Source organism: Microbacterium esteraromaticum (genome assembly GCF_016907315.1).
GTDB classification, from domain to species: domain Bacteria; phylum Actinomycetota; class Actinomycetes; order Actinomycetales; family Microbacteriaceae; genus Microbacterium; species Microbacterium esteraromaticum.
Map to the genome: position 1 here is coordinate 1934338 of NZ_JAFBBS010000001.1, position 22069 is coordinate 1956406.

Annotated in this window: 20 protein-coding genes; 10 read left to right on the top strand and 10 right to left on the bottom strand. The window is 66.7% G+C overall.

Translation table 11 applies throughout. From position 1 onward, the window contains the following. Positions 1 to 42: 42 nt before the first annotated feature. Positions 43 to 930, top strand: a complete 888-nt coding sequence (locus tag JOE67_RS09335; RefSeq protein ID WP_204975318.1) for an HNH endonuclease — start codon at positions 43 to 45, stop codon at positions 928 to 930. On the opposite strand, the gene JOE67_RS09340 is transcribed toward JOE67_RS09335, so the two are convergent. Further along, on the bottom strand, positions 931 to 1359 hold the full coding sequence (locus JOE67_RS09340; RefSeq protein ID WP_338041553.1) for a (deoxy)nucleoside triphosphate pyrophosphohydrolase: 429 nt from the start codon (positions 1357 to 1359) through the stop codon (positions 931 to 933). 178 nt (positions 1360 to 1537) lie between these two features. Here JOE67_RS09340 and JOE67_RS09345 point away from each other — a divergent pair, with 178 nt between their 5' ends. Further along, on the top strand, positions 1538 to 2620 hold the full coding sequence (locus tag JOE67_RS09345; RefSeq protein ID WP_204975319.1) for a type I restriction endonuclease: 1083 nt from the start codon (positions 1538 to 1540) through the stop codon (positions 2618 to 2620). On the opposite strand, the gene JOE67_RS09350 is transcribed toward JOE67_RS09345, so the two are convergent. The 4 genes from JOE67_RS09350 to JOE67_RS09365 form a co-directional block, all read right to left on the bottom strand. Then, complete coding sequence (locus JOE67_RS09350) at positions 2611 to 3285, bottom strand: hypothetical protein (protein WP_204975320.1); 675 nt, start codon at positions 3283 to 3285, stop codon at positions 2611 to 2613. The genes JOE67_RS09345 and JOE67_RS09350 overlap by 10 nt on opposite strands. 14 nt (positions 3286 to 3299) lie before the next feature. Next, complete coding sequence (locus JOE67_RS09355) at positions 3300 to 4010, bottom strand: G5 domain-containing protein (protein WP_338041554.1); 711 nt, start codon at positions 4008 to 4010, stop codon at positions 3300 to 3302. Between the two features lie 434 nt (positions 4011 to 4444). Then, positions 4445 to 5305 (bottom strand): hypothetical protein, encoded by an 861-nt coding sequence (locus JOE67_RS09360; RefSeq protein ID WP_239528064.1) that lies wholly within the window; start codon positions 5303 to 5305, stop codon positions 4445 to 4447. A gap of 264 nt (positions 5306 to 5569) precedes the next feature. After that, complete coding sequence (locus JOE67_RS09365; protein ID WP_204975321.1) at positions 5570 to 7066, bottom strand: SulP family inorganic anion transporter; 1497 nt, start codon at positions 7064 to 7066, stop codon at positions 5570 to 5572. Positions 7067 to 7242: 176 nt separating this feature from the next. Here JOE67_RS09365 and JOE67_RS09370 point away from each other — a divergent pair, with 176 nt between their 5' ends. From JOE67_RS09370 to panB, 4 genes are all read left to right on the top strand, one after another. Further along, on the top strand, positions 7243 to 12015 hold the full coding sequence (locus tag JOE67_RS09370; protein WP_204975322.1) for an NAD-glutamate dehydrogenase: 4773 nt from the start codon (positions 7243 to 7245) through the stop codon (positions 12013 to 12015). A 159-nt stretch (positions 12016 to 12174) separates the two neighbouring features. Continuing rightward, positions 12175 to 12900, top strand: coding sequence for a Rossmann-like and DUF2520 domain-containing protein (locus JOE67_RS09375; protein WP_204975323.1), 726 nt, complete (start codon positions 12175 to 12177; stop codon positions 12898 to 12900). Positions 12901 to 12904: 4 nt separating this feature from the next. Beyond that, positions 12905 to 13780 (top strand): pantoate--beta-alanine ligase, encoded by an 876-nt coding sequence (gene panC / locus JOE67_RS09380; RefSeq protein ID WP_204975324.1) that lies wholly within the window; start codon positions 12905 to 12907, stop codon positions 13778 to 13780. Then, a complete protein-coding gene (gene panB, locus JOE67_RS09385; protein WP_204975325.1) occupies positions 13777 to 14634 on the top strand; it encodes a 3-methyl-2-oxobutanoate hydroxymethyltransferase in 858 nt (285 codons plus the stop codon). The genes panC and panB overlap by 4 nt, the downstream gene beginning before the upstream one ends. A gap of 9 nt (positions 14635 to 14643) precedes the next feature. Here the strand turns inward: panB and JOE67_RS09390 are convergent, their stop codons facing one another. After that, a complete protein-coding gene (locus tag JOE67_RS09390; RefSeq protein ID WP_204975326.1) occupies positions 14644 to 15201 on the bottom strand; it encodes a MarR family winged helix-turn-helix transcriptional regulator in 558 nt (185 codons plus the stop codon). Between the two features lie 139 nt (positions 15202 to 15340). On the opposite strand from JOE67_RS09390, the gene JOE67_RS09395 reads away from it, so the two are divergent. From JOE67_RS09395 to JOE67_RS09410, 4 genes are read left to right on the top strand one after another with little or no spacing between them, the layout of a single operon-like run. Next, positions 15341 to 16225, top strand: a complete 885-nt coding sequence (locus JOE67_RS09395; protein ID WP_204975327.1) for an ABC transporter substrate-binding protein — start codon at positions 15341 to 15343, stop codon at positions 16223 to 16225. A 40-nt stretch (positions 16226 to 16265) separates the two neighbouring features. After that, on the top strand, positions 16266 to 17108 hold the full coding sequence (locus JOE67_RS09400; RefSeq protein WP_204975328.1) for an ABC transporter permease subunit: 843 nt from the start codon (positions 16266 to 16268) through the stop codon (positions 17106 to 17108). Continuing rightward, entirely contained in the window at positions 17095 to 17883 is a 789-nt protein-coding gene (locus JOE67_RS09405) for an amino acid ABC transporter ATP-binding protein (protein WP_338041555.1), read from the top strand. The genes JOE67_RS09400 and JOE67_RS09405 overlap by 14 nt, the downstream gene beginning before the upstream one ends. Positions 17884 to 17886: 3 nt before the next feature. Continuing rightward, positions 17887 to 18846, top strand: coding sequence for an aldo/keto reductase (locus tag JOE67_RS09410; protein ID WP_204975329.1), 960 nt, complete (start codon positions 17887 to 17889; stop codon positions 18844 to 18846). 68 nt (positions 18847 to 18914) lie between these two features. Here the strand turns inward: JOE67_RS09410 and JOE67_RS09415 are convergent, their stop codons facing one another. The 4 genes from JOE67_RS09415 to JOE67_RS09430 all read right to left on the bottom strand — a co-directional run bounded on the left by JOE67_RS09415 (position 18915) and on the right by JOE67_RS09430 (position 21841). Then, complete coding sequence (locus JOE67_RS09415; protein ID WP_204975330.1) at positions 18915 to 19112, bottom strand: hypothetical protein; 198 nt, start codon at positions 19110 to 19112, stop codon at positions 18915 to 18917. A gap of 177 nt (positions 19113 to 19289) precedes the next feature. Beyond that, positions 19290 to 19508, bottom strand: a complete 219-nt coding sequence (locus JOE67_RS09420) for a helix-turn-helix domain-containing protein (RefSeq protein WP_204975331.1) — start codon at positions 19506 to 19508, stop codon at positions 19290 to 19292. Continuing rightward, complete coding sequence (locus tag JOE67_RS09425) at positions 19509 to 19994, bottom strand: DUF2975 domain-containing protein (protein WP_204975332.1); 486 nt, start codon at positions 19992 to 19994, stop codon at positions 19509 to 19511. Between the two features lie 248 nt (positions 19995 to 20242). Next, positions 20243 to 21841: an SDR family oxidoreductase gene (locus JOE67_RS09430; RefSeq protein WP_204975333.1), complete on the bottom strand. Its 1599-nt coding sequence runs from the start codon at positions 21839 to 21841 to the stop codon at positions 20243 to 20245. Positions 21842 to 22069 lie beyond the last annotated feature (228 nt).

Below are 22069 nucleotides of genomic sequence, written 5' to 3' on the forward strand. Positions count from 1 at the left end.
GAACTGCTCGGACACGGCGGTGGTGTAGGTAGATTGAGCCGCATGACCCGTCCGGCAGTTGAGCAGCAGGCGATCCGAGAAGATGTTTTCCGATGGCTCGATGAGCGACGTGCAGCCGGCGCGTACGAATTCAGCCGCGCGGAGCTGATTGGCTACACGTACCAGGGAGAGCGCATCCCACTGCTTGATACGGGCCGTGGTATCCGAAATCCAGCGGACTTCGACTCAACCCTGACCATCATGACGAGCTCGAAAAGGACCGAGTACTCCGACGGGATCAGCGCCGAGGGGCTCGTGCGCTACTCGTATCAATCGCGCGACGGCGGCGACAATCGAAAGCTCCGCAACGCGTACGAGAACGCAGACCCGCTGGTCTACTTCCTCGGCGTCCGCGCCGGGTTCTTCGTTGCCTTCTACCCGGCTTACGTCGTGCACGATGATCCGGTTCGGCGCGAGGTTCATGTCGCGCTTGACGAGTCACTGAGGTTCTTCGATGACCCAATGCACTTGAACGAGATGGAGCGTCGATATGCGCAGCGTCTGGTGAAGGCGCGCCTACACCAGCCCATGTTTCGTGCGCGAGTGCTGCGCGCGTATGCAACCGCCTGCGCGATCTGCGAGTTGAGGCATGCTGAGCTACTCGACGCGGCACACATCGTCCCCGACGCGAGTAGCCACGGCGTCGCGGAAGTCACGAACGGTCTCGCCCTGTGCAAGCTTCACCACGCTTCGTACGATCGAAATCTCCTCGGCATCACACCGGAGTATGAGGTCCGAATCGATCGAGCATTGCTCGAAGAAATAGACGGCCCGATGCTCCGGCACGGCCTGCAAGACATGCATGGTAGAGCGCTGACGCTCCCGCAGAAGAAGGCGGACTGGCCTTCGCGTGACCGACTCGCTGAGAAATACGCCCAGTTCGCCGCATAGTCAGCGCGACGCTTGGGACTGTGAAATCACCTTGCGCACAGCAGGAACGTCTGCTGGCGCCCAGTTGAGCTCCATAAGCCTGCTAATCTCCACCCACTGCAGTGCGGCGTGTTCTGACGGCCTTGGGCGGCCCTGCTCGACGACCGCGTAGTAGGTTGAAAGGCGAACAGCCCCGAACGGGTAAGCATGAGTCGTCGTGACGATGTGATCACCGATCGTGATGCCGCAGCCGAGCTCTTCGAGAATCTCACGTTCGAGCGCCGAGCGGTGGGTTTCATTGGTTTCGACCTTGCCGCCGGGGAACTCCCACATTCCCTCGAGTGCCCTACCGTGCCCGCGCCGTGCGGCCAGCACAGTTGAGTCTCGCGCGATGACGGCGCCGACGACGTCGATGAGCCCGCTCGCGTGGTGCGGTGACCGTGCGTTCACGACACCTCCCTCAGGTTGCGCCTTAGGAAGACAGGCTATCCACCCGGCCACTCAGCTCTCTACGGTGCGAAGTCATCTACCCGGGTTGGCTCCGATAGGACCGCCTCCGCTATGGTCAAAATCAGACTCTCTGAGGGGAGGGTCGCCATCACTCAGTCAATGGAGATCGGAGCGACTGATGGAGTTCGCGGAGCGCCTGGAATTACTCGCCGTCAAAATTCGAAATCAGGCCACAGCAATCGGCACCGAGGAAGCGACGAAAAACGCGTTCGTGATGCCGTTCATCTCAACGATTCTGGGTTACGACGTCTTCGATCCGCTGGAGGTGGTGCCCGAGTTCACCGCTGACGTCGGAACAAAAAAGGGCGAAAAGATCGACTACGCCATCATGCGAGAAGGCGAGGTTCAGATTCTCATCGAATGCAAGCCGTCGATGGGCTCCTTGAAGATTGAACACGCTTCGCAACTGTTCCGATACTTCTCGGTCACTAACGCACGGATCGCTGTGCTCACGAACGGCGTCGTGTGGCACTTTTATACCGACCTCGACGCCCCCAACCGGATGGATGCTAAGCCCTTTCTTGTGTTGGACCTGCTTGACATCGACGAGACGTTGATCGCGGAGATTCAGAAGCTCAGCAAGGACAGCTTCGACCTCGACTCGATCATTAGCGCCGCCGAGGAGCTGAAGTACATCGGGGCGCTGAAGCGTGAGATCGCTGCGCAGTTCCGAGAGCCCACAGACGAGTGGATCAAGTTCTTCACTTCTCGCGTGTACGACGGTGCGTTTACCCAGCGTGTGCGCCAGCAGTTCACGGGGCTCGTGGGTAAGGCTGCGCAACAATTCCTCACTGAGCGTGTGAACGACCGGCTCAAGGCCGCACTTGGAGTAGGCGGGGGCAGCCAGGTGATAACTGCTCCGTCGCCGTCGAGTGCGGAGGTGGCCGAAGCGGACCTCGATCGTGACACCGAAATTGAGACCACGCTGGAGGAACTGGAGGGGTACCAGATTGTGAAGGCGATCGCATGCGGTGAGGTCAAGCCACAGCGGGTGACGCAGCGGGATGCCAAGAGTTACTTCGCCGTGCTGTTGGACGACAACAACCGCAAGCCGATCGCGCGCCTCCACTTCAACGGTAAGCAGAAATACCTCGGGTTGCTCGACGAAGACAAGACCGAGACGAGGCACCCGATTGGGGATCTCGATGAGATCTACGTCCATGCGGAGTCAATTCGACAAGCGGTGCGTCGCTACGCATGAGTGGCTGTCTGGGAGTCGCAAGCTGAGAGCTGCATCAGCGTCGGGCGAGCGCCGCATGGCTCAGTTAGCAGGCGCGACCGGCTCATCACATTCTGTCCGAGTGATGTGAATCCACCTGACTTGGTCCTGCCTGTGGGTAATCGCCCCTCGGCTCGAAGCCACTCGTCGAAAGTAGGCGCCCAGGTCCCGTAGGCGTTCCGATCTCGCGCTTCGCGCCAACGCCGGAGTGCCTTGATCGCTACGTCGAGGTAGTCTCTGGCGTTCTCGGACCAGATCGGGTCAAACTCGGCGGGCTCCATCTCTTCCCGGATACGCACAAGGACCGGGACGGCAACTCCACCGAGGGCTTCGCCGCAGGCCTCCTGAATGCTTCGCCTGAGGTGCAGCATCCGGGGAGGAAGGACGGGTGTCGCGGCGTTGAGTGAGTCGTACATGGCGTTGAGGACGTTATGCCACTCGCGGCCGGTCCATCTCGGATCGCTGGTGTGTAACGCACCGCGTAGTGATTGCGCGGCAATGATCGCCGCGTCCGCCAGCGCATGTCGCCTGGCGCGCCGAGCCTCGGCCTCGGCGTAACGGTGCCCGATACGACCGCTGACATAAGCGCCCGACGCGGCAGCGATCACGGTTGCGATTGCGGTAACCAGCACTGGCATATCGACCATCAGAGAACCCTGCCTCAGTCGCAGGCGATGCCGTTGCCGTCTCGATCAAGGTCGTAGATGTCAGACCCCACAACGCGTGCGCTGCCCGAGAGGTACTTGGGCCCGTCGCCGCTGCCGCCCGCACAGTCGACGTCACTGGCGACGGGAACGCAGGCGCCGGAGTAGTTCGGATCGCAGCCGTTTCCGCCTGTCTGCACGAGGGGCACCGGCTTGGCGACCGGCTGCGGCTTGAGGGTTCCGCGCGTGGTGACCTCGGTCACCGGTGCCACCGCCACAGATTCGCGGACCACTTCACGAGAGATTTCTGTGCCTCCGACGTAGGTGACGCTGTACGTCGTCCGCAAGGTGCCCTCAACACCCGGCGTCGTGACTGTGGTCGTGCCCTCGGCGATCGCCGGGTCGTCGGCGACAGCCCGCTCGAACGGGATCGGTGTGTCGACGTTGACCTCTTCGAAGGTCGTCGGGGTCGGTGTCGGAGACGGCGTGCGCTTCTCGGCCTGAGGCGCGGTGCTCGGTGCGGCGCTATCCGCCTGCAGCAGCGCGGAAGGGGCGTCGTTCGTGGTCGCGGGAGTAGCGCCTGCGGCACCGCCCACTAGAAGAAGCAGTGCGGCGCCGAGTGCACCGAGGCCCGACTTTCGTGAACGCATGCCCGCTATAGGCGTCGCTCCCTTGATCAGAGTGAAGATGCCGAGCGCGACCGCCACCAATACGGCGATGGCAAGCACAGGTGTCCCTGCGCGGCCGAGAAGGCCACCAACAATGAGAAATCCAACGATGATCGCAAGAACCAGCCACACGCGGTTCCGCTTTCTCGTTCTTGCTACAGCGTTTCGAGTGCGAGCCATGGGTCACCTCAGACCATGAGTTGCGGCACGTAGACCAGTAAAGGGCACCGCAAGAGTGAGCAGAAACCGGGGGAATGCTTACGCAGCCGAGCGGATCGGATGAACCAAGCCATAGCGGTGAACTCGCGATTCGCCCAGCGGAATACAAAATCCCGCTGTCGCCGCATCGACGTTCTTCCGCCGCCCCCACATCGGGCGGCTCACTGAGAGACCCTGAGTCTCGGCTCCCCAAATGGTGCCGCCGACAGGAGACCCCGATCCCTGACCGGAGTCCCCTGCCGCGAGCATCCGCCTGCCAGCGAATGCGTCAGCACTTACGGCTTGACGAACACCTCGTCGGCGAACATGCCGGGCGTCACGCGCAGCAGCACGGTCTCACCGTCGGGCACGAGGAAGGCCTCGGAGCCGGTGGCGGAGGCGCCCTTGTACATCTCGTCGAGGCCGAAGCCGTCGTCGAGGATGACGAGGTTGTCGTACGAGTTCATGACGTTCCCGGCGCTGGTGACGGCGGCGATCTGCGCCTCAGCTGCCATGCCCTTCTCAGCGCCGTTGTAGGTGACGGTGTAGTTCACGACCTCGTAGTGCGACCCGGCGGGGGCGGCGTCGTTGAAGCCGTTCTTCGCCACGATCGGGTTGCCGTCGACGGTGTACGAGTTGACAACGACGGTCCAGTCCTCGTTGCTGACGGCCGACTTCAGCGGGTACGGGTTCTCGCGGGTGCCCTCGGTGGCAGCATCCGCCGGCTCGTCGGCGTCAGCGGCCGGCTCGGCGTCTTCCTCGACAGGCTGCGAGACGGTGGTGTCGCCGCCGCCGACAGCCTCGTCGACCGCCCCAGCGATGAGGGCGAAGAACACGACGAAGCCGACGATGGTGCCGATGATCGACACGATGAGGCCGACGACGCCCATCCACTTGCGCTCACCCTTGAGGAAGAGCGACACGATGCTGAGCACGAAGGCGATCGGCAGGAGGATCCAGCCGACGATCAGTGCGCCGGGGATGCACGCGAAGATGAAGCCGACGATGGCGACGATCATCGCGATCAGGGCAACGACGTTCTTCTTGCCGGGTACGGCGGCGGGCTGACCGACAGCCTCCGTGTAGGCCGGAGGAGGAGTGGTCGCATACGGCGCAGGCGTGACAGGAGCTGCGCCATCGGGCGCGGTGGGCGGCATCGGAGGCTGGTCAGGTGCGGGGGGAGGAGGAATCGACATGGATGTCTCTTTTCGGGGAGGGTGCGCAGCACCGGATTGCCCAACGGCGACTTGCCGTCGGAGCGCTCTGCATGCACGCCGAGTAACGCCCAGAAAAGACGGGCGTGAGACTCGGAACCCGGGGGAGTTCCTGTCGTCCGTGCGGAGCAACTGATCCAGATACTAGCGCTCGGGTGCGACATCAGAAGTCGCGGAATGGCAACGATCTACCCGGGTGGGGCTGACTTACGCGAACCCCCCGCTCAACCGCCCATGGAACGCCCCGCTCGCCGCGTTCATCCCGACGATCTCGACCGACTTCCCGTACGCGGCGTACTTCGTCTCGATGGCATCCAGCGCAGCGACGGTCGACGCATCCCACACGTGCGACTTCGACAGGTCGATCACGACCCGAGCGGGGTCCGCCGAGTAGGAGAACAGCGTGGTCAGGTCGTTGCTCGACGCGAAGAACAGCTCGCCCTCCACGACGTACCGGGCGACACCGTCCGACTCCGACCGCGTGACGCGCACGACGTGTGCGACCCGCCGCACGAACAGCACCGACGCGACCAGAACGCCGCCGACCACGCCGACGGCGAGGTTGTGGGTGAGCAGCACGAGCACGACGGTCGAGACCATCACGAAGGTCTCGCTCTTCGGCATCCGCTTCAGGGTCGACGGACGAACGCTGTGCCAGTCGAAGGCTCCGATCGCGACCATGACCATCACCGCGACGAGCGCCGCCATCGGGATCGTCGCGACGAAGTCCCCGAACACGACGACGAGCAGAAAGAGGAAGATACCGGCGCAGAAGGTCGAGATGCGGGTGCGCGCGCCCGACTCCTTCACGTTGATCATGGTCTGCCCGATGACCGCGCATCCGCCCATGCCGCCGAACGCTCCTGACAGGATGTTCGCCACGCCCTGCGCCCACGCCTCGCGGGTCTTCCGCGAATGTGTGTCGGTGATCTCGTCGACGAGCTTGGCGGTCAGCAGCGATTCGAGCAGGCCCACCACGGCCACGGCGAGCGCGAACGGCGCGATGATCGTGAACGTCTCCCACGTGAGCGGCACGTCGGGCACGAACAGCGACGGCAGGCTGCGCGGCAGCTCACCCTGATCGCCCACGGTCGGCACGCCGATCGTGAACGCCAGCACGACACCGGTCACGATCACGACCGACACGAGCGGCGCCGGCACGACCTTCGTCAGCCTCGGCATCACGATCATGACGACGATTCCCAGCGCGACCAGCGGATACACCATCCACGGCACGCCGATCAGCTGCGGAAACTGCGAGCTGAACACGAAGATCGCCAGCGCGTTCACGAACCCGACCATCACGCTGCGGGGGATGAAGCGCATCAGCTTCGCCACCCCCAGCACTCCGAGGACCACCTGGAACACGCCGGCGAGGATCACCGTCGCGATGAAGTAGTCGATGCCGTACGTCGGCGCGACGGGCGCGATCACCAGCGCTACTGCACCGGTGGCCGCGGTGACCATCGCCGGCCGGCCGCCGAGGAAGGCGATCGACACCGCCATGATGAACGACGAGAACAGCCCCACCTTCGGGTCGACTCCGGCGATCACCGAGAACGCGATCGCCTCGGGGATCAGCGCGAGTCCGACCACGAGACCGGCGAGCACCTCGCGGGTCAGCATCCGGGGGCTCTTCAGCGCCGTCAGCACAGAGGGGTTGGCCCGATAGCGGGCACGGTCGTCGCCGGTCATGACAGACATGGATGCTCCAGGGGAAGGTTCCTCAGAAATGAGGCAGACGTTCCAGGGTAGAGCGGTGGAGCGGATGCCGCACCCCGCGGCGACGTTCAGGCCAGGCTCATTACAAATCCCGACGAACTAGGCTTGTCCCAAGGTCGAAGCTGACCCAGAACGACCGCCGAAGGGGACGATCAGTCATGGCGCACACCGTCGAATCCGCTGAACTCCGGGACATCATCGAGACACTCGACCCCGAGGTGAGGCCAGCCGTCGAGAGCCTCGTCTCCCGGCTTGATGCGGTCGATCTCGCCGAGCGCGAGCCGCGCGATGTCGTCGGCGCGGCCGTGGCGATGCGATCCCTGGCATCCCGGAAGCAGCGGGGCGAGACGCACGTCTCGGTCTTCACTCCCACGCTGAGCGAGCACGGCTGGACCTCCCGCCGCACGATCGTCGACATCTGCACCGACGACGCACCCTTCCTCGTCGACTCGATCACCGCCGCGATCGCAAGCCAGGGCCTCGCCGTGCACCTTCTTCTCCACCCGCTGGTCGCGGTGCGCCGCGGCGACGACGGAGAGCTTCTCGAGACGGATGCCCACGGCGGAGACCTCGAGTCCTGGATGCACCTCGAGGTCGACCGCGTCCCGACCGACGAGGGCCGCGACGCGCTCAGGCAGAGGCTCGAAGGGGTGCTCGGCGACGTGCACGCCGCGGTCAACGACTGGACGGCCATGCGCCGCGCCTGCCTCGACCTCGTCACCGACCTGCGCACCGAGCCGCCCGCCACGGCCGACCCTGCCCACATCGGCCCCGCGATCGACTTCTTCAGCTGGCTCGCCGACGACAACTTCACCTTCCTCGGCTACCGCGAATACCTGCTCGAGACCCAGAACGGTGAAGACGTGCTGGTGCCCGTGGCAGGGTCGGGTCTGGGCATCCTGCGCAAACCCACCACGGCTGTCGCCCACCTGCGCCCCGAGGCGCAGCGCACCGCCCGCGAACCGCGTCTGCTCACGATCACCAAGGCCAACTCGCGCGCCACCGTGCACCGCGACGTCTACCTCGACTACGTCGGCGCGCGCATGTTCGACGACGCCGGCAACGTGATCGGCGAGCGCCGCTTCCTCGGCCTGTTCACCTCCGGCGCCTACGCGGCCTCGGTCACGACCCTGCCGATCGCCGCCGACAAGGTGCGCGCCGTGCTCAAGGCATCCGGATTCTCGCCGATGTCGCATTCGGGCAAAGACCTGCTGCAGATCCTCGAGCAGTACCCCCGCGACGAGCTCTTCCAGGACTCGGTCGAGCACCTGCTGAAGATCGTCACCGAGGTCACCCGCCTGAACGAGCGCCGTCGCGCCCGCACCTTCCTGCGGCGCGACGAGTTCGGCCGCTTCGTCTCGGCCCTCGTCTACCTGCCGAAAGACCGGTACAACACTCCCGTTCGGCTGCGGATCGAGGCCGTGCTGCGCGAGGTCTTCGGCGCCGAGCACGTCGACCACGCCACGCGCGTCGTCGACTCGCCGCTCGCCCAGCTGCATTTCATCGTGCGCGTGCCCCGCGGCACATCGCTGCCCGACGTCGACGAAGACGAGGTGCAGGCCAAGCTCGCCGATGCCGTTCGGGGGTGGGACGAAGGGCTGGTGGATGCCCTGCACCACGCCCACGGCGATGACGAAGCCGCGCGCCTGCTGGCCGACTACGGCCAGTCGTTCCCCGCCGTCTACAAAGAGACGGTCACGCCCGAAGAGGCTGTCGACGACGTCGAGCTGCTCGAGAAGCTGCGCGACCAGGAGTTCGCGGTGCGGCTCAACGTGCCCGAGAAGGACATCCCCGGCAAGCGCGTGCTCACCCTCGTCTCGCACCGCGAGTACCCGCTGACCCGCGTGCTTCCGGTGCTCACCGACCTCGGCGTCGACGTCGTCGATGAGCGCCCGTACAGCGTCACGATGCCCGACGGCACCACCTGCCACGTCAGCGACTTCGGCCTCACCGCCGAGGGCATCGACCGCTGGACCGACCCCGCCTGGGGCGCCCTTTTCGAAGACGCCTTCACCGCCGCGTGGACCGGCGCCGCCGAGAGCGACCGGCTCAACACCCTCGTGCTGCAGGGTGACCTCGACTGGCGCCGCATCGTCATCCTTCGTGCCATCGCCATGTACCTGCGCCAGAGTGGGTCGGCGTTCTCGGTCGAGTACATCGAGAACGCGCTCGTCGCGAACCCCGCGATCGCCACCTCCCTCGTGCGCCTGTTCGAGCTGCGCTTCGACCCCGCTGTCGAGGGCGATCGCGACGCGCAGGCCGAGACGGTCGAGGCCGAGCTGCTCGAGGCGCTCGACCAGGTCGCGAGCCTCGACGACGACCGCATCCTGCGCTCGATCGCCGGCGTCATCACCGCGACGTGGCGCACGAACTTCTACCAGACGGCATCCGACGGCTCTCCCAAGCCGTGGGTGTCGATGAAGCTCGACTGCGCCCGCGTTCCCGGCCTTCCCAAGCCCCTGCCGATGGCCGAGATCTGGGTGTACTCGCCCGAGGTCGAGGGTGTGCACCTGCGCTTCGGCAAGGTCGCCCGAGGCGGCCTGCGCTGGAGCGACCGCCGCGAGGACTTCCGCACCGAGGTGCTGGGTCTGGTCAAGGCGCAGATGGTGAAGAACGCCGTGATCGTGCCGACCGGATCGAAGGGCGGGTTCTACGCCAAGCGCCTGCCGTCGCCGGCCGACCGCGGCGCGTGGCTCGAAGCGGGCAAGGCGGCGTACCGCACCTTCATCCGTGGCCTGCTCGACATCACCGACAACCGCGTCGGCGCCGACATCGTGCCTCCGGCCGACGTCGTCCGGCACGACGGCGACGACCCCTACCTCGTCGTCGCCGCCGACAAGGGCACCGCCTCGTTCTCAGACATCGCCAACGGCATCTCAGAGGAGTACGGATTCTGGCTGGCGGATGCCTTCGCCTCGGGCGGCTCGGCAGGTTACGACCACAAGGGCATGGGCATCACCGCCCGCGGCGCGTGGGAGTCGGTCAAGCGGCACTTCCGCGAGATGGGCGTCGACACCCAGAACGAGGACTTCACGGTCGTCGGCATCGGCGACATGTCCGGTGACGTGTTCGGCAACGGGATGCTGCGGTCGCGGCACATCCGTCTCGTCGCGGCGTTCGATCACCGTCACGTCTTCATCGACCCGAACCCGGATGCCGAGGCGACGTTCGTCGAGCGCGAGCGCCTCTTCGCCCTGCCCGGCTCGTCGTGGGACGACTTCGACCGCAGCATCATGTCGCCCGGCGGCGGCGTGTTCCCGCTGTCGATGAAGTCGATCCCGATCACGCCCGAGATCGCCCAGGCCTTCGGCCTTGACCCCTCGGTGCAGAAGCTCACCCCTCTCGAGCTGAAGAAGGCCATGCTGCTCGCGCCCGTCGACCTGCTCTGGAACGGCGCCATCGGCACCTACATCAAGGCGAGCGATGAGACGGATGCCGAGGTCGGCGACCGCGGCAACGACGCCGTCCGCGTCAACGGCCGCGACCTGCGCCTGAAGGTCGTCGGCGAGGGCGGCAACCTCGGCGTGACGCAACGAGGACGCATCGAGGCGGCGCAGTCGGGCATCCGGATCAACACCGACGCGATCGACAACTCCGCCGGCGTCGGCACCAGCGACCGCGAGGTCAACATCAAGATCCTGCTGGGCATCCTCGAGCGCGACGGGCGGCTCGACCGCGAGGCGCGCAATGAGCTGCTGCAGTCGATGACCGACGAGGTCGCGGTGCAGGTGCTGCGCGACAACTACGAGCAGAACGTGCTGCTCGGCAACTCGCGGGCGAACGCGGTGGTCATGCTGCCGGTGCACGAGCGGCTGATGGAGTGGCTCGAAGAGCGCGACGAGCTCGACCGCGAACTCGAGTTCCTGCCCAGCCGCGCCGAGGTGGCCGAGCGCATCGCCGACCAGCAGGGCCTCACCCGCCCCGAGTTCTCGGTGCTGGTCGCCTACGCGAAGCTGGCGCTGAAGACCGACCTCGCGGCGACAGGACTGGCCGCCGACCCGTGGTTCGAGCGCACTCTCGCCGAGTACTTCCCCGAGCCGATCCGTCGCGCCTACGCCGGTGATCTGGATGCTCACCCGCTGCGCACCGAGATCATCGTCAACTCGGTGGTGAACTCGATGGTCAACCGCGGCGGCATCACCTTCGCCTACCGGGCCGCCGACGAGACCGGAGCGTCGAGCGAAGACATCGCCCGCGCCTACGTCGCGGTGCGTGAGATCTTCGACCTTCGCGGGTTCGTCGTCGCCGTCGAGGCGACCGACAACGTCGTCTCGACCGAGGTGCAGACCAGCCTCTATCTGACGTTCCGCCGGCTGCTCGACCGCGCCACCCGCTGGTTCGTGCAGCACAGGCCCGACGGCGTCGACATCGGCGCCGAGATCGAGCTGTTCACCGAGCCCGTCACGCACCTGTCGGCCAACATCGACCGGTGGATGCAGGGCGTCGACCTCGAGCGCTTCGAATCGCGCACCCGCGAGCTGCAGGAGGCCGGCGTCTCGCTCGAGCTCGCCCGCCGCGGCGCCGGCCTGCTCGACGTGCTCTCGCTGCTCGACATCGCGGAGTGCGCCCGCACCCACGGCTGGACGCTCGAAGGAGTCGCCGGACTCTACTTCGCCCTCTCTGCCCGCCTGTCGTTCGAGCAGACGCTGACGAAGATCACCGCGCTGCCGCAGACCGACCGGTGGGGATCGATGGCGCGGGCGAGCATGCGCGACGACCTCTACGCCGTGATGATCGAGCTGACCGCGACGGTCGCAGCGGCGACCGATGACGGCACGGCCGATGAGAGGGTCGAAGCCTGGCTCGAGCAGGGCGGAGCATCGACCCGGCGCACGGTCGACGAGGCGATCGCCGCGGCGACCGCGCAAGACGGCGAGGGTCTCGCGACCCTCTCGGTCGCGGTGCGGAGGCTGCGCTCGCTCGTGCGGTGAGGGATGGTTCCGGATGCCCGGCCTCCGACTGCGTGAAATCAAGGTGCACTGATGCACGTGGCTTTCGTGAGCAATTCGCTATATCGGAGCGCTCTTGACGTGTGCTGATTGCTCCGAGATTTGTCTGCGGATGCCCGGCGGGCGGATACTCATGCCAGCATGAGCGCCCGTCCCGAACCCCCCACGACCATCGCCGTCATCGGCGCCGGCCGTCTCGGTGGCGTGCTCGCGCGGGCGCTGATCGAGGCCGGATTCACGGTGCACGGCCCCCTTCGGCGGGGTGACGCGATTCCGGCATCCGATGTCGCACTGCTGGCCGTGCCGGATGCCGCCATCGCCGCCGCAGCCGACGCCGCCCGATCCCACGCACGCCTCATCGGTCATCTCTCGGGTGCGACAGGGCTCGATGACGTCGACCTCAGCGTCCACCCCCTGCAGACCTTCACCGGGGCGGAGGCACCCGACGTGCTCCACAGCATCGGCGCCGCGGTCGCCGGACGGACTCCCGAGGCTCTCGCCGTCGCGCAGCAGATCGCCGGAGCCATCGGCGCCAGCCCGTTCGAAGTCGACGACGCGCACCGTGCGGGGTACCACGCCGCGGCATCCATCGCCTCGAACCTGCTGCTCGCGGTGCTCGACGCCGCCGAACGGGTCGCCACGGCCCAGGGTATCCCTGACCCGCGCCGCCTGCTCGAGCCACTCGTCGCCCGCTCGGTGCAGAACTGGGTCGAGCAGGGCGCGGCCGCCGCGCTCACCGGACCGATCGCCCGCGGCGACGAGCACACCGTCACCCGGCAGCGCGACGCGCTCGCCGCCTCGACTCCCGAGCTTCTTCCCCTGTTCGACCAGCTGTGCGACAGCGCCCGAGATCTCGCCCGAAAGTGACCCGATGAAGATCCTCCGCACCATCACCGAGATGCGCGCCGCCGTGCGCGAGGCGCGTGCCGCGGGCCGCACGGTCGGACTCGTGCCGACCATGGGCGCCTTCCACGAGGGGCACCTCTCGCTCATGCGCGCGGCCCGTGCCCAGAACGACCTCGTCGTCGTCTCGCTGTTCGTGAACCCCACCCAGTTCGGCCCGAATGAAGACCTCGCCGCCTACCCGCGCGACGAAGCCCGCGACGCGGCGCTCGCAGAGGCCGAAGGCGTCGACATCCTCTTCGCCCCCACAGCGAGCGAGATCTACCCCGACGGCTTCGCCACGAGCATCCACGTCTCGGGCATCACCGAGGTTCTCGACGGCGCCGCACGTGGAGCCTTCCACTTCGACGGCGTCGCGACCGTCGTCACGAAGCTGTTCGGCATCGTCCGCCCCGATGACGCCTACTTCGGCCAGAAGGATGCCCAGCAGATCATGGTCGTGCGTCGCGTCGTGCGCGACCTCGACCTCGACGTGCGCATCGTCGCCTGCCCCATCGTGCGCGAACCCGACGGGCTCGCGATGAGCTCGCGCAACGTGTATCTCGACGAGCGCGCGCGCCGACGCGCCGTGGCGCTGAGCAGGGGACTCGACCAGGCATCCGCCCTGGCCGCCGACGGCTTCCGCGACGCCCTCACCCTCACCGGCGCCGTGCGACGGATGCTCGCGCACGCCGACATCGAACCCGAGTACGTCGAGCTGCGCTCTCTCGACGACCTCAGCCCCGTCAGCGAACTCGACGGCGAGGCGCTGCTGGCGGTCGCCGCCCGCGTCGGCGGTGCCAGGCTGATCGACAACCACATCGTCCGATTCGAGGGCGAGCCGCCCGCAGGGGAGCAGTCATGACCGAACGTCCGCTGACCATCGGCGACCTCGCCGCGAAGAAGCAGGCCGGCGACGCGATCGTCATGATCACCGCCTACGACTACCCGAGTGCGCAGATCGTCGAAGAGGCGGGTGTCGACATGGTGCTCGTCGGCGACTCCGCCGCCATGACCGTGCTCGGCTACCCGTCGACCGTGCCCGTGAGCGTGGATGAGATGCTCATGCTCACCCGTGCCGTCCGGCGCGGACTCACCCGGCCGCTGCTCGTCGGCGATCTGCCGTTCGGCTCGTACGAGGCATCCGATGCGCTCGCCGTCGCGACCGCGCAGCGCTTCGTGAAAGAGGCCGGCTGCGACCTGGTGAAGATCGAACGCGGCGGCACCACGGTCGACAGGGCACGTGCGATCGTCGCCGCGGGCATCCCCGTCATCGGCCACATCGGCCTCACCCCGCAGACCGCCACCGCCCTCGGCGGCTATCGCGCGCAGGGGCGAAGCGCCGAAGCAGCTCTCGCGCTGATCGACGACGCCCTCGCACTGCAGGACGCCGGATGCTCGCTGCTCGTCATCGAGGCCGTGCCCGCAGAGGTGACGGCACACCTCATGCCACTGATGCGCATCCCCGTGATCGGGATCGGCGCCGGGCCGGATGCCGACGGTCAGGTGCTCGTGCTGCACGACCTGCTCGGCATCTACGACGGCCCCGCTGCGAAATTCGTCAAGCGCTACGCCGACCTGCGTTCGGCCGCTGTCGCCGGCGTGGGCGAGTACGCCCGCGAGGTGCGTTCGGGGGCGTACCCCGCCGCTGAGCACGGCTACCGGATGCCCGAGGGCGAAGCCGACCGGCTGCAGGACCTTCTCGCGAAGGGGCGCTGACGCTGCGGCTCAGCTTCTCCTTCTCGCGGTGCTCAGGCTCGCTGCGAGTCGCGACAGTGCTGTCTTGATCACCTCGGCCTCTTCGGCGTCGAGCTTCGAGTACCAGACGCTCTCTCGCGCGTTGTAGTCACGGTAGACCTCGGCCATCAGGGCGGCGCCCTGCGGGGTGGCTTCGATGAGAATGCTGCGCCCGTCGTTCTCGGCCCGGGTGCGGGTGACCGTGCCGTCGGCCTCGAGTCTCTTCAGCAGGGCCGACACTGCCGCGCGGCTCATCCCCGTCAGCTCCGCGACGCGCAGCAGGGTCATCTTGCCGGCTGATACGAGCACGATGAGTACTCGGAGCCCGGCAGGGGTGAGGCGCTGCTCGAGCTCGCCGCGGATGTCGTAGACGATCAGCTCGAACGCACGGTGCAGCGTCATGAAGAAGGTCGCCGCTTCAAGGTCGAGCCAGGGCAGTCGCTCGCGGGCCGTTCTGTCGAAATGCTCGACGAACGACCAGTACGACACGTCGTCGACCGTCGCGTGGTGCGCGCCCGACGGGCTGCCTTCCGGTTCTTCTTCAGCCAAAACGGATTCCTCCAACGCGCCGGTGAGTCAGATCGTGCATGAAGTCTAGCGAGATCCGATCACCAAATAGTTAATGTATTGACTATCTCATGAAACCGGGTTAGCGTGCTGGGCAACCCCTCCACCGAAAGGAGAAGCAATGAGGCTTCGCACCACCCGAGCAGTCGTGATCACCGCCGCCCTCGCCCTGGCGGCCTCCCTCGCCGCATGCTCTTCGTCCCCTGAGACCGAGTCGGCCCCCGCCCCCGGCGCGGAAGGCAAAGCCGACCTCAGCAGCGCCCTCGGCGCTGCCGGCGTGCTCGTCGCGGCCGACAGCGGCAGCGTCAAGCCGCTCAAATACACCGAGGCCGGCAGCCCCGAGATGCAAGGTCTCATCGTCGACCTCACCAAGGAGTACGCCAAGCGCCTCGGGCTCGACGTGAAGTTCGAGAAGGTCTCGTCAGATGCGGTCATCCCCGGCGTGCTGGCCAAGCGCTACGACGTGGCCCTCGCGGCGGGAGACTTCGCCGAACGCCGCAAGACGCTCGACTTCGTCGACCTGGTCGAGGGTGGAGTCGTGCTCATCGTCCAGAAGGGCAATCCGGCCGGCATCTCGGGTCGCGACGATCTCTGCGGGGCGCGCCTGGCGATCGTCAAGGGCAGCATCCAGCAGGGTTACGCCGACGAAGAGCAGAAGAAGTGCGCGGATGCGGGCAAGCCGCCCATCGATATCCAGGGCTACGCAGACGGCCCGACCGCGACCCTCGCCCTGCAGAGCGCACGAGTCGATGTCGAGTGGTCTGATCTCGCCGTCGCCAACCAGCTCGTGGCCGACGAGCCCGAGGAGTTCGAGCTCGCCGGCGAACCCGAGCATCTCGCGCCCTACGGCGTCGGCATCCCGAAGGACAACACCGCGCTTCGCGATGCCATCTTCGAGGCGCTCACCGAGATGAAGGAAGACGGCACCTACGACCGCATCCTCGAGGACTGGAACCAGTCCAGCCTCGGCCTGAAGAAGATTGAGATCAATGGCTCGAAGTTCTGAAGTCGCTCTGCGCGCGCCGCAGGACGCCGAGGAAGTGAGCGTGGCGAGGCCCGTCTATAAGTTCGCCAAGCCACGGCGAACCTCCTGGTGGGTCGCCGGGATCATCGCGGCGGTCGTCGTGGTCGCAATCGCCGACTTCTTCGTCCGAGGCAAGAACTGGCAGTGGGATGTCGTGTGGGAGTACCTCTTCCATCCCGACATCCTCGGAGGTCTGCGCAACACCATCGTCCTGACGGTGGTGTGCGCCATCAGCGGACTGCTGATGGGGGCGCTGGTCGCATATCTGCGGATGTCAGCCAACCCTGTCTTCCAGGCGATCGGGGCGGTGTACATCTGGTTCATCCGTGCCATCCCTGCACTGGTGCTGCTGCTGTTCATCTTCTTCCTCTCGGCCCTGCTTCCGCAGATCCCGATCGGTCTTCCGTTCCTCCCGCCGCTGGCGTCGGTTCCGACCAACCAGCTGATCTCGCAGTCGACGGCGGCGATCCTGGGGCTCACGCTCATCCAGGGCGCATACATCGGAGAGATCTACCGAGGCGGCATCCTGTCGGTTCCCCGCGGCCAGCTCGAGGCCGCTCGCTCCATGGGCATGACCAACTGGCAGGCCATGCGACGCGTCATCGCACCGCAGTCGATCCGCGTGATCATCCCGTCGCTCGGAAACGAGATGATCACGCTGTTCAAGAACACCTCGCTCGTGTTCGTCATCGGATACACCGAGCTGCTCACCACGGTTCAGCTGATCTACGGGGTGACCTACCAGACGATCCCCCTGCTCGTCGTGGCGTGCATCTGGTATCTCGTGCTGACGAGCCTCGCGATGCTCGGGCAGCGACAGCTCGAGCGCAAGTTCGGAAAGGGGTTCCGCGGTGTCACCGACTGAACCGACCCAGGCGCCGCTGATCAGCGCCCGTGACGTCGAGAAGCGATTCGGCGAGAACCATGTGCTCCGCGGCATCGACCTCGAGCTGCACGCCGGCGAGGTGATCTCGCTGCTCGGGCCCTCGGGCTCGGGCAAGAGCACGTTCCTGCGCTGTGTGAACATGCTCGAGACGCTCGACTCGGGGACTGTGCACTACCAGGACGAGCTGCTCGGATTCGATCTGAGGGGCGACGTCTACCATCCGCTCTCCGAGAAGAGACGAGCGCGACAGCGCGAGCACTTCGGCATGGTCTTCCAGCAGTTCAATCTGTTCCCGCACATGACAGCGCTCGAGAACGTCTGCGAGGGTCTGCGTGTCGTGCACAGGAAGTCCAAGGCCGAGGCGCTCGAGCGAGCGCGGTATCTGCTCGATCGCGTGGGGCTGTCGGAGAAGGCCGACCAGTATCCCGCGATGCTCTCGGGCGGTCAGCAGCAGCGCGTGGCGATCGCACGCGCCCTCGCTCCGCATCCGAGCGTCATGCTCTTCGACGAGCCGACCTCGGCGCTCGACCCCGAGCTCGTCGGCGAAGTCCTCGACGTGATCCGCGAGCTCGCGGCGGCCGGGATGACGATGCTCATCGTCACCCATGAGCTGAACTTCGCCCGCGAAGTCAGCAACCACGTGGCACTGCTCGATGAGGGGCGGATCGTCGAATTCGGCTCCCCTGCGGAAGTGCTTGTGAACCCCCAGTCGACGCGCGCACAAGCGTTCGTCAATGCAATGAAAAGGAAGTAGAAGATGCGCAACATCGGAAAGAGCGACATCGCAGTCAGCGAGCTTTCCCTCGGATCATGGCACACGTACTCGCGTCTGTCGTTCGAAGCCAACGTCAGCCTGATCAATCACGCGTACTCGCGGGGCATCCGGTTCTTCGACGTGGCGTACTACCGCGACAAGCCGCACACCGAGGTGCTGTTCGGGCGCATGCTGCAGGAGGCCGACTTCTCGCGTGACGACATCGTCATCGCTGAGAAGGTCTGGTACTTCGACTACCCCGAACGGTCGCTGACCGCTCAGCTCGACGCATCCATGCGCCGCCTCGCGGTCGACGACGTCGACGTCATCATCGTCGAGCATCCGCGCGCCGAGATGGACGTCGAGCAGCTGACTCGGGATGCTGCGGAGCTGGTGACCTCGGGTCGAGCTCGCGTCTGGGGTGGCCTGAACTGGCGCCCCGAGCTCATCCGCCGCGCCCACGACTACTGCGTCGCGGAGGGGCTGCCGACGCCGGAGATGGTGCAGCTGAAGTACTCGGTCGTGCGGCAGAACGTGGTCGACGGTGCCGACTACCAGTCGGTGCTCGCCGACACGGGGATCACGGTGCACGCCTCCGACTCCCTGGAAGGAGGCATCCTGACCGGCAACCTGTCGCCGTCGCGCCATATCGGTCTCGACATCGGCGGTATCCGTGAAGACATCAAGGCGCGTGTGCCGGCGATCGAAGAAGCCGCCGCATCGCTCGGCGTGACTGCGGCCGAATTCAGCATCGCATTCGCCGTCGGCAGCCCGAACGTCTGCTCGCTGCTGTTCGGGGCGACCCGGCCCGAGCAGATCGACTCCAACGTGCGCGGTCTCGAGCTCGCGCAGACGCGCGGCGACGAGGTGCGTGCGCTCGCGCGCGAACTGGGCGTCGACAAGCACGAGATCGACCCGCCCTACGGGCACGACGTGCCGCTCACGGCGGACTTCATCGCCTGAACGAAGCGCGAGCATCGAGGGGCGTCACCGGTTCGGTGGCGTCCCTCGTCTTCGACGCCCGTCTGCGCTCAGGGGATGCGCGGGAACTCCTCGTGCGGGTTCTGCTCGTCGGCGGCGAGCTGATCGTGCTGCTGCTCTTCGAAGGTCGGCTCGCGGTCGTCAGGAGCGTCTTCATCGGTGTCCGGGGTCTGCGCGTCGGTGCTCAGGTCGGGGTCCGTGCCTTCGGCCTTGGTCGGGTCGGTCGGGAAGGGCGTGGGGTCAGACATGGTGGCTCCGATCGTCGGTGGACGTTCAGAATCGCATCCGGATTCCGGCGAGGGATGCCCGTTGACAAACCTCGTCCCGGGCATCCGTCCCGACGCACGGAGACAGGAGAGAACAGGAGAACAGGACGGATGCCGGGAAATCGTCCTGTTCTCGGGTGTTCTCCTGTTCTCGAATGGTCAGGCAGTCGGCTCGTCCGGCTCCCACCGCAGCAGGTCGCCCGGCTGGCACTCGAGGGCCTCGCACAGGGCATCCAGAGTCGTGAATCGCACCGCCTTCGCCCGACCGTTCTTCAGCACCGCGAGGTTCGTCGGGGTTATGCCGATGCGCTCGGCCAGCTCGCCGACGCCCATCTTGCGCCGCGCGAGCATGACGTCGATGTCGACGATGACGGGCACTCAGATCACCTCGCCCAGCTCGTCGCGCAGCGTGCGGGCCTCGTCTTCGCGCTCGATCGCCTGCCGAAGCAGCGCCTTCATCACGACGACGAGCAGGGCGAAGCCGCCGAGCACGAGCCCGGCGCCTGCGATGAGGGCGACCACGCCCGGAGCCATCTCACCAGGAGCGAGCAGCCCCGCGAGCAGGAAAGCCAGCACTGCCGCCGCGACGATCGTGCCGATGATGACGTTCACGAACCGGAACGACGAGACCTGGAAGATCGATCCGTGGCGCACGCGGGTGAGCAGCATCCACACGCAGACGGCGAAGACCTGCATGCTCAGCACGCCAAGCGCAGCGATGCTCACGAGGGCGATGCGGCCCCACAGCGTCTCGCCTTCGAGATCACGCCAGACCGCAGGCAGGATCATGACCTGCACGACCAGCGAGCCCGCCAGTGCGAGTGCGATCACGACCTTCAGAACGACGATGGTTCCCGTTCTCATGCTGCACCTCTCATTGACCAACGATAAGAATCTATCGTTAATCGTTCGGTAGCGCGAGGGGGTGAGTGCGGCGGAGCGCAGCCACCGCACCCGAGAACAGGCTCGTTCGCGAATCCAGGACGGATGCCCGCGAACCGCCCTGTTCTCGCGAACGGGCCTGTTCTGGCGAAGTCGCTACCTGGGCGAGCCGGCTCCGCCAAGGGCGAAGTCGCTACCTGGGCGAGCCGGCTCCGCCCAGGGCGAAGTCGCTACCTGGGCGAGCCGGCTCCGCCCAGGACGGAGTCGCCCCGCGCTGCCTCGGCCTCGGCCGTGATGCGGGCCGCCATGCCCGCGAAGATGAACCCGTGGAAGGGCAGCACCGCCAGCCAGTACAGCCGGCCGGTCAGACCCCGAGGGAAGAAGACGGCGCGCTGCTCGTAGCGGGTTCCCGTGGCATCCGGAATCGCGCGCAGCTCGAGCCAGGCCGAGCCGGGAACGATCATCTCTGCCCGCAGCCGTAGCAGCCCGCCCCGCGAACCCTCACCCGACTCGAGCACAAGCGGCTCTTCGACCGCCTCGACGCGCCAGAAGTCCACGGCATCGCCGGGGCGCACCTTCGAGCGGCTGCGCCGGCCGCGACGCAGTCCGACCCCGCCGATCACGCGATCCATCACGCCGCGCACGGCCCACAGGAACCGCGATGAGTACCAGCCGTTCTCGCCGCCGATCCCCGTGATCACCCGCCACACGTCCCACACCGTCGCGTGGGTGTGCACCGAGCGCTCGTCGGTGAACGCGGTGCGGCCGGCCCAGTCGGGGTCGCTCGGCAGCGGTGCACTCGGAGCGCCCGACACCTCGGCATCCTGCCAGCTGGTCTCGACGCCGTCGGCATCCACTCGCCCGAGCGCGAGCGCGACCGCCCGCCGGTACGGCGTCAGGCCGCCCTCGGGCTGCGGGATCAGATCATCGATCGCATGATTCTTCATCACGCACTCGTTCTGCAGCGACTCGACCAGCGGCCGGGCGATCGCCCGCGGAACCGGCGTCACGAGGTTCACCCAGTGTGAGGCGAGCCGCGGGGTCAGCACCGGAAGCGCGGCGATCGCCCGCTGTGGCAGGCCCGCTTCGACCGCGTAGCCGTTCATCATCTGCCCGTAGCGCAGCACGTCTGGGCCGCCGACGTCGACCGCGGTGTTCACCGACTCGTCGACCCGTGCGGAGCCGAGCAGATAGTGCAGCACGTCGCGGATCGCGATCGGCTGGATGCGATTGCGCACCCACTTCGGTGCCGGCATGTACGGCAGCACGTCGGTCAGGTGCCGGATCATCTCGAACGACGCCGACCCCGACCCGATCACGACACCGGCCTGCAGCACGAGCGTCGGCACGCCCGATTCGAGGAAGATCTCGCCCACGCGCACCCGCGACCGCAGGTGCGGCGACAGGTCGGCATCATCCGGATGCAGCCCGCCGAGGTACACGATCCGGCTCACGCTGGCTGCAGCGGCAGCATCCGCCACGGCATGCGCTGCTGCCGTGTCCTGCTCTTCGAAGTCCTTGCCGCCGGTCATCGAGTGCACCAGGTAGTAGACGACGTCGATATCGCGCATGGCCTCGGCCACGGCATCCCGGTCCTGCGCCTCGCCTTCGACGATCTCGACCTCACGGCCCCAGCCGAATGACTCCGCGCGGGCGGCATCGCGCGCGAGCACCCGCACCCGGTATCCGGCGTTCAGCAGCCGAGGAGTGAGCCTGCCGCCGATGTATCCGGTCGCGCCGAACACCAGCGCGCGAGGCGCCGTGCCGTCGTCGTGGGGGATGGCGCGCAGCGCCGGTTCGCGCCCGGTCGGGGCGGTCAGCTCGCTCATGTGTCGAGAGTACGGGCGGATGCTCTGGCGGTCCGAACGGGTTGACGTGAGGGGCGCCGTCTGCCATCCGGCGCCGTTCAGGCATCCCGGGAACAGGACGGATGCCGGGAACAGGACGGATGCCGGGGAATCGGCCTGCCTGGCGAACCAGCCTGTTCTCGGACCGGGAGGAAGCACGCGGGAGACGGGGAAGGGGCGGATGCCGCAGCATCCGCCCCTCTGGAACCG

Excerpts from the sequence above, each read along its gene's own strand:
- JOE67_RS09335 (WP_204975318.1), top strand. The coding sequence starts at position 43 with ATGACCCGTCCGGCAGTTGAGCAGCAGGCGATCCGAGAAGATGTTTTC.
- JOE67_RS09345 (WP_204975319.1), top strand. The coding sequence starts at position 1,538 with ATGGAGTTCGCGGAGCGCCTGGAATTACTCGCCGTCAAAATTCGAAAT.
- JOE67_RS09350 (WP_204975320.1), bottom strand. The coding sequence starts at position 3,285 with ATGGTCGATATGCCAGTGCTGGTTACCGCAATCGCAACCGTGATCGCT.
- JOE67_RS09360 (WP_239528064.1), bottom strand. The coding sequence starts at position 5,305 with ATGCCGCCCACCGCGCCCGATGGCGCAGCTCCTGTCACGCCTGCGCCG.
- JOE67_RS09365 (WP_204975321.1), bottom strand. The coding sequence starts at position 7,066 with ATGTCTGTCATGACCGGCGACGACCGTGCCCGCTATCGGGCCAACCCC.
- JOE67_RS09370 (WP_204975322.1), top strand. The coding sequence starts at position 7,243 with ATGGCGCACACCGTCGAATCCGCTGAACTCCGGGACATCATCGAGACA.
- JOE67_RS09375 (WP_204975323.1), top strand. The coding sequence starts at position 12,175 with ATGAGCGCCCGTCCCGAACCCCCCACGACCATCGCCGTCATCGGCGCC.
- panC (WP_204975324.1), top strand. The coding sequence starts at position 12,905 with ATGAAGATCCTCCGCACCATCACCGAGATGCGCGCCGCCGTGCGCGAG.
- panB (WP_204975325.1), top strand. The coding sequence starts at position 13,777 with ATGACCGAACGTCCGCTGACCATCGGCGACCTCGCCGCGAAGAAGCAG.
- JOE67_RS09395 (WP_204975327.1), top strand. The coding sequence starts at position 15,341 with ATGAGGCTTCGCACCACCCGAGCAGTCGTGATCACCGCCGCCCTCGCC.
- JOE67_RS09410 (WP_204975329.1), top strand. The coding sequence starts at position 17,887 with ATGCGCAACATCGGAAAGAGCGACATCGCAGTCAGCGAGCTTTCCCTC.
- JOE67_RS09415 (WP_204975330.1), bottom strand. The coding sequence starts at position 19,112 with ATGTCTGACCCCACGCCCTTCCCGACCGACCCGACCAAGGCCGAAGGC.
- JOE67_RS09425 (WP_204975332.1), bottom strand. The coding sequence starts at position 19,994 with ATGAGAACGGGAACCATCGTCGTTCTGAAGGTCGTGATCGCACTCGCA.
- JOE67_RS09430 (WP_204975333.1), bottom strand. The coding sequence starts at position 21,841 with ATGAGCGAGCTGACCGCCCCGACCGGGCGCGAACCGGCGCTGCGCGCC.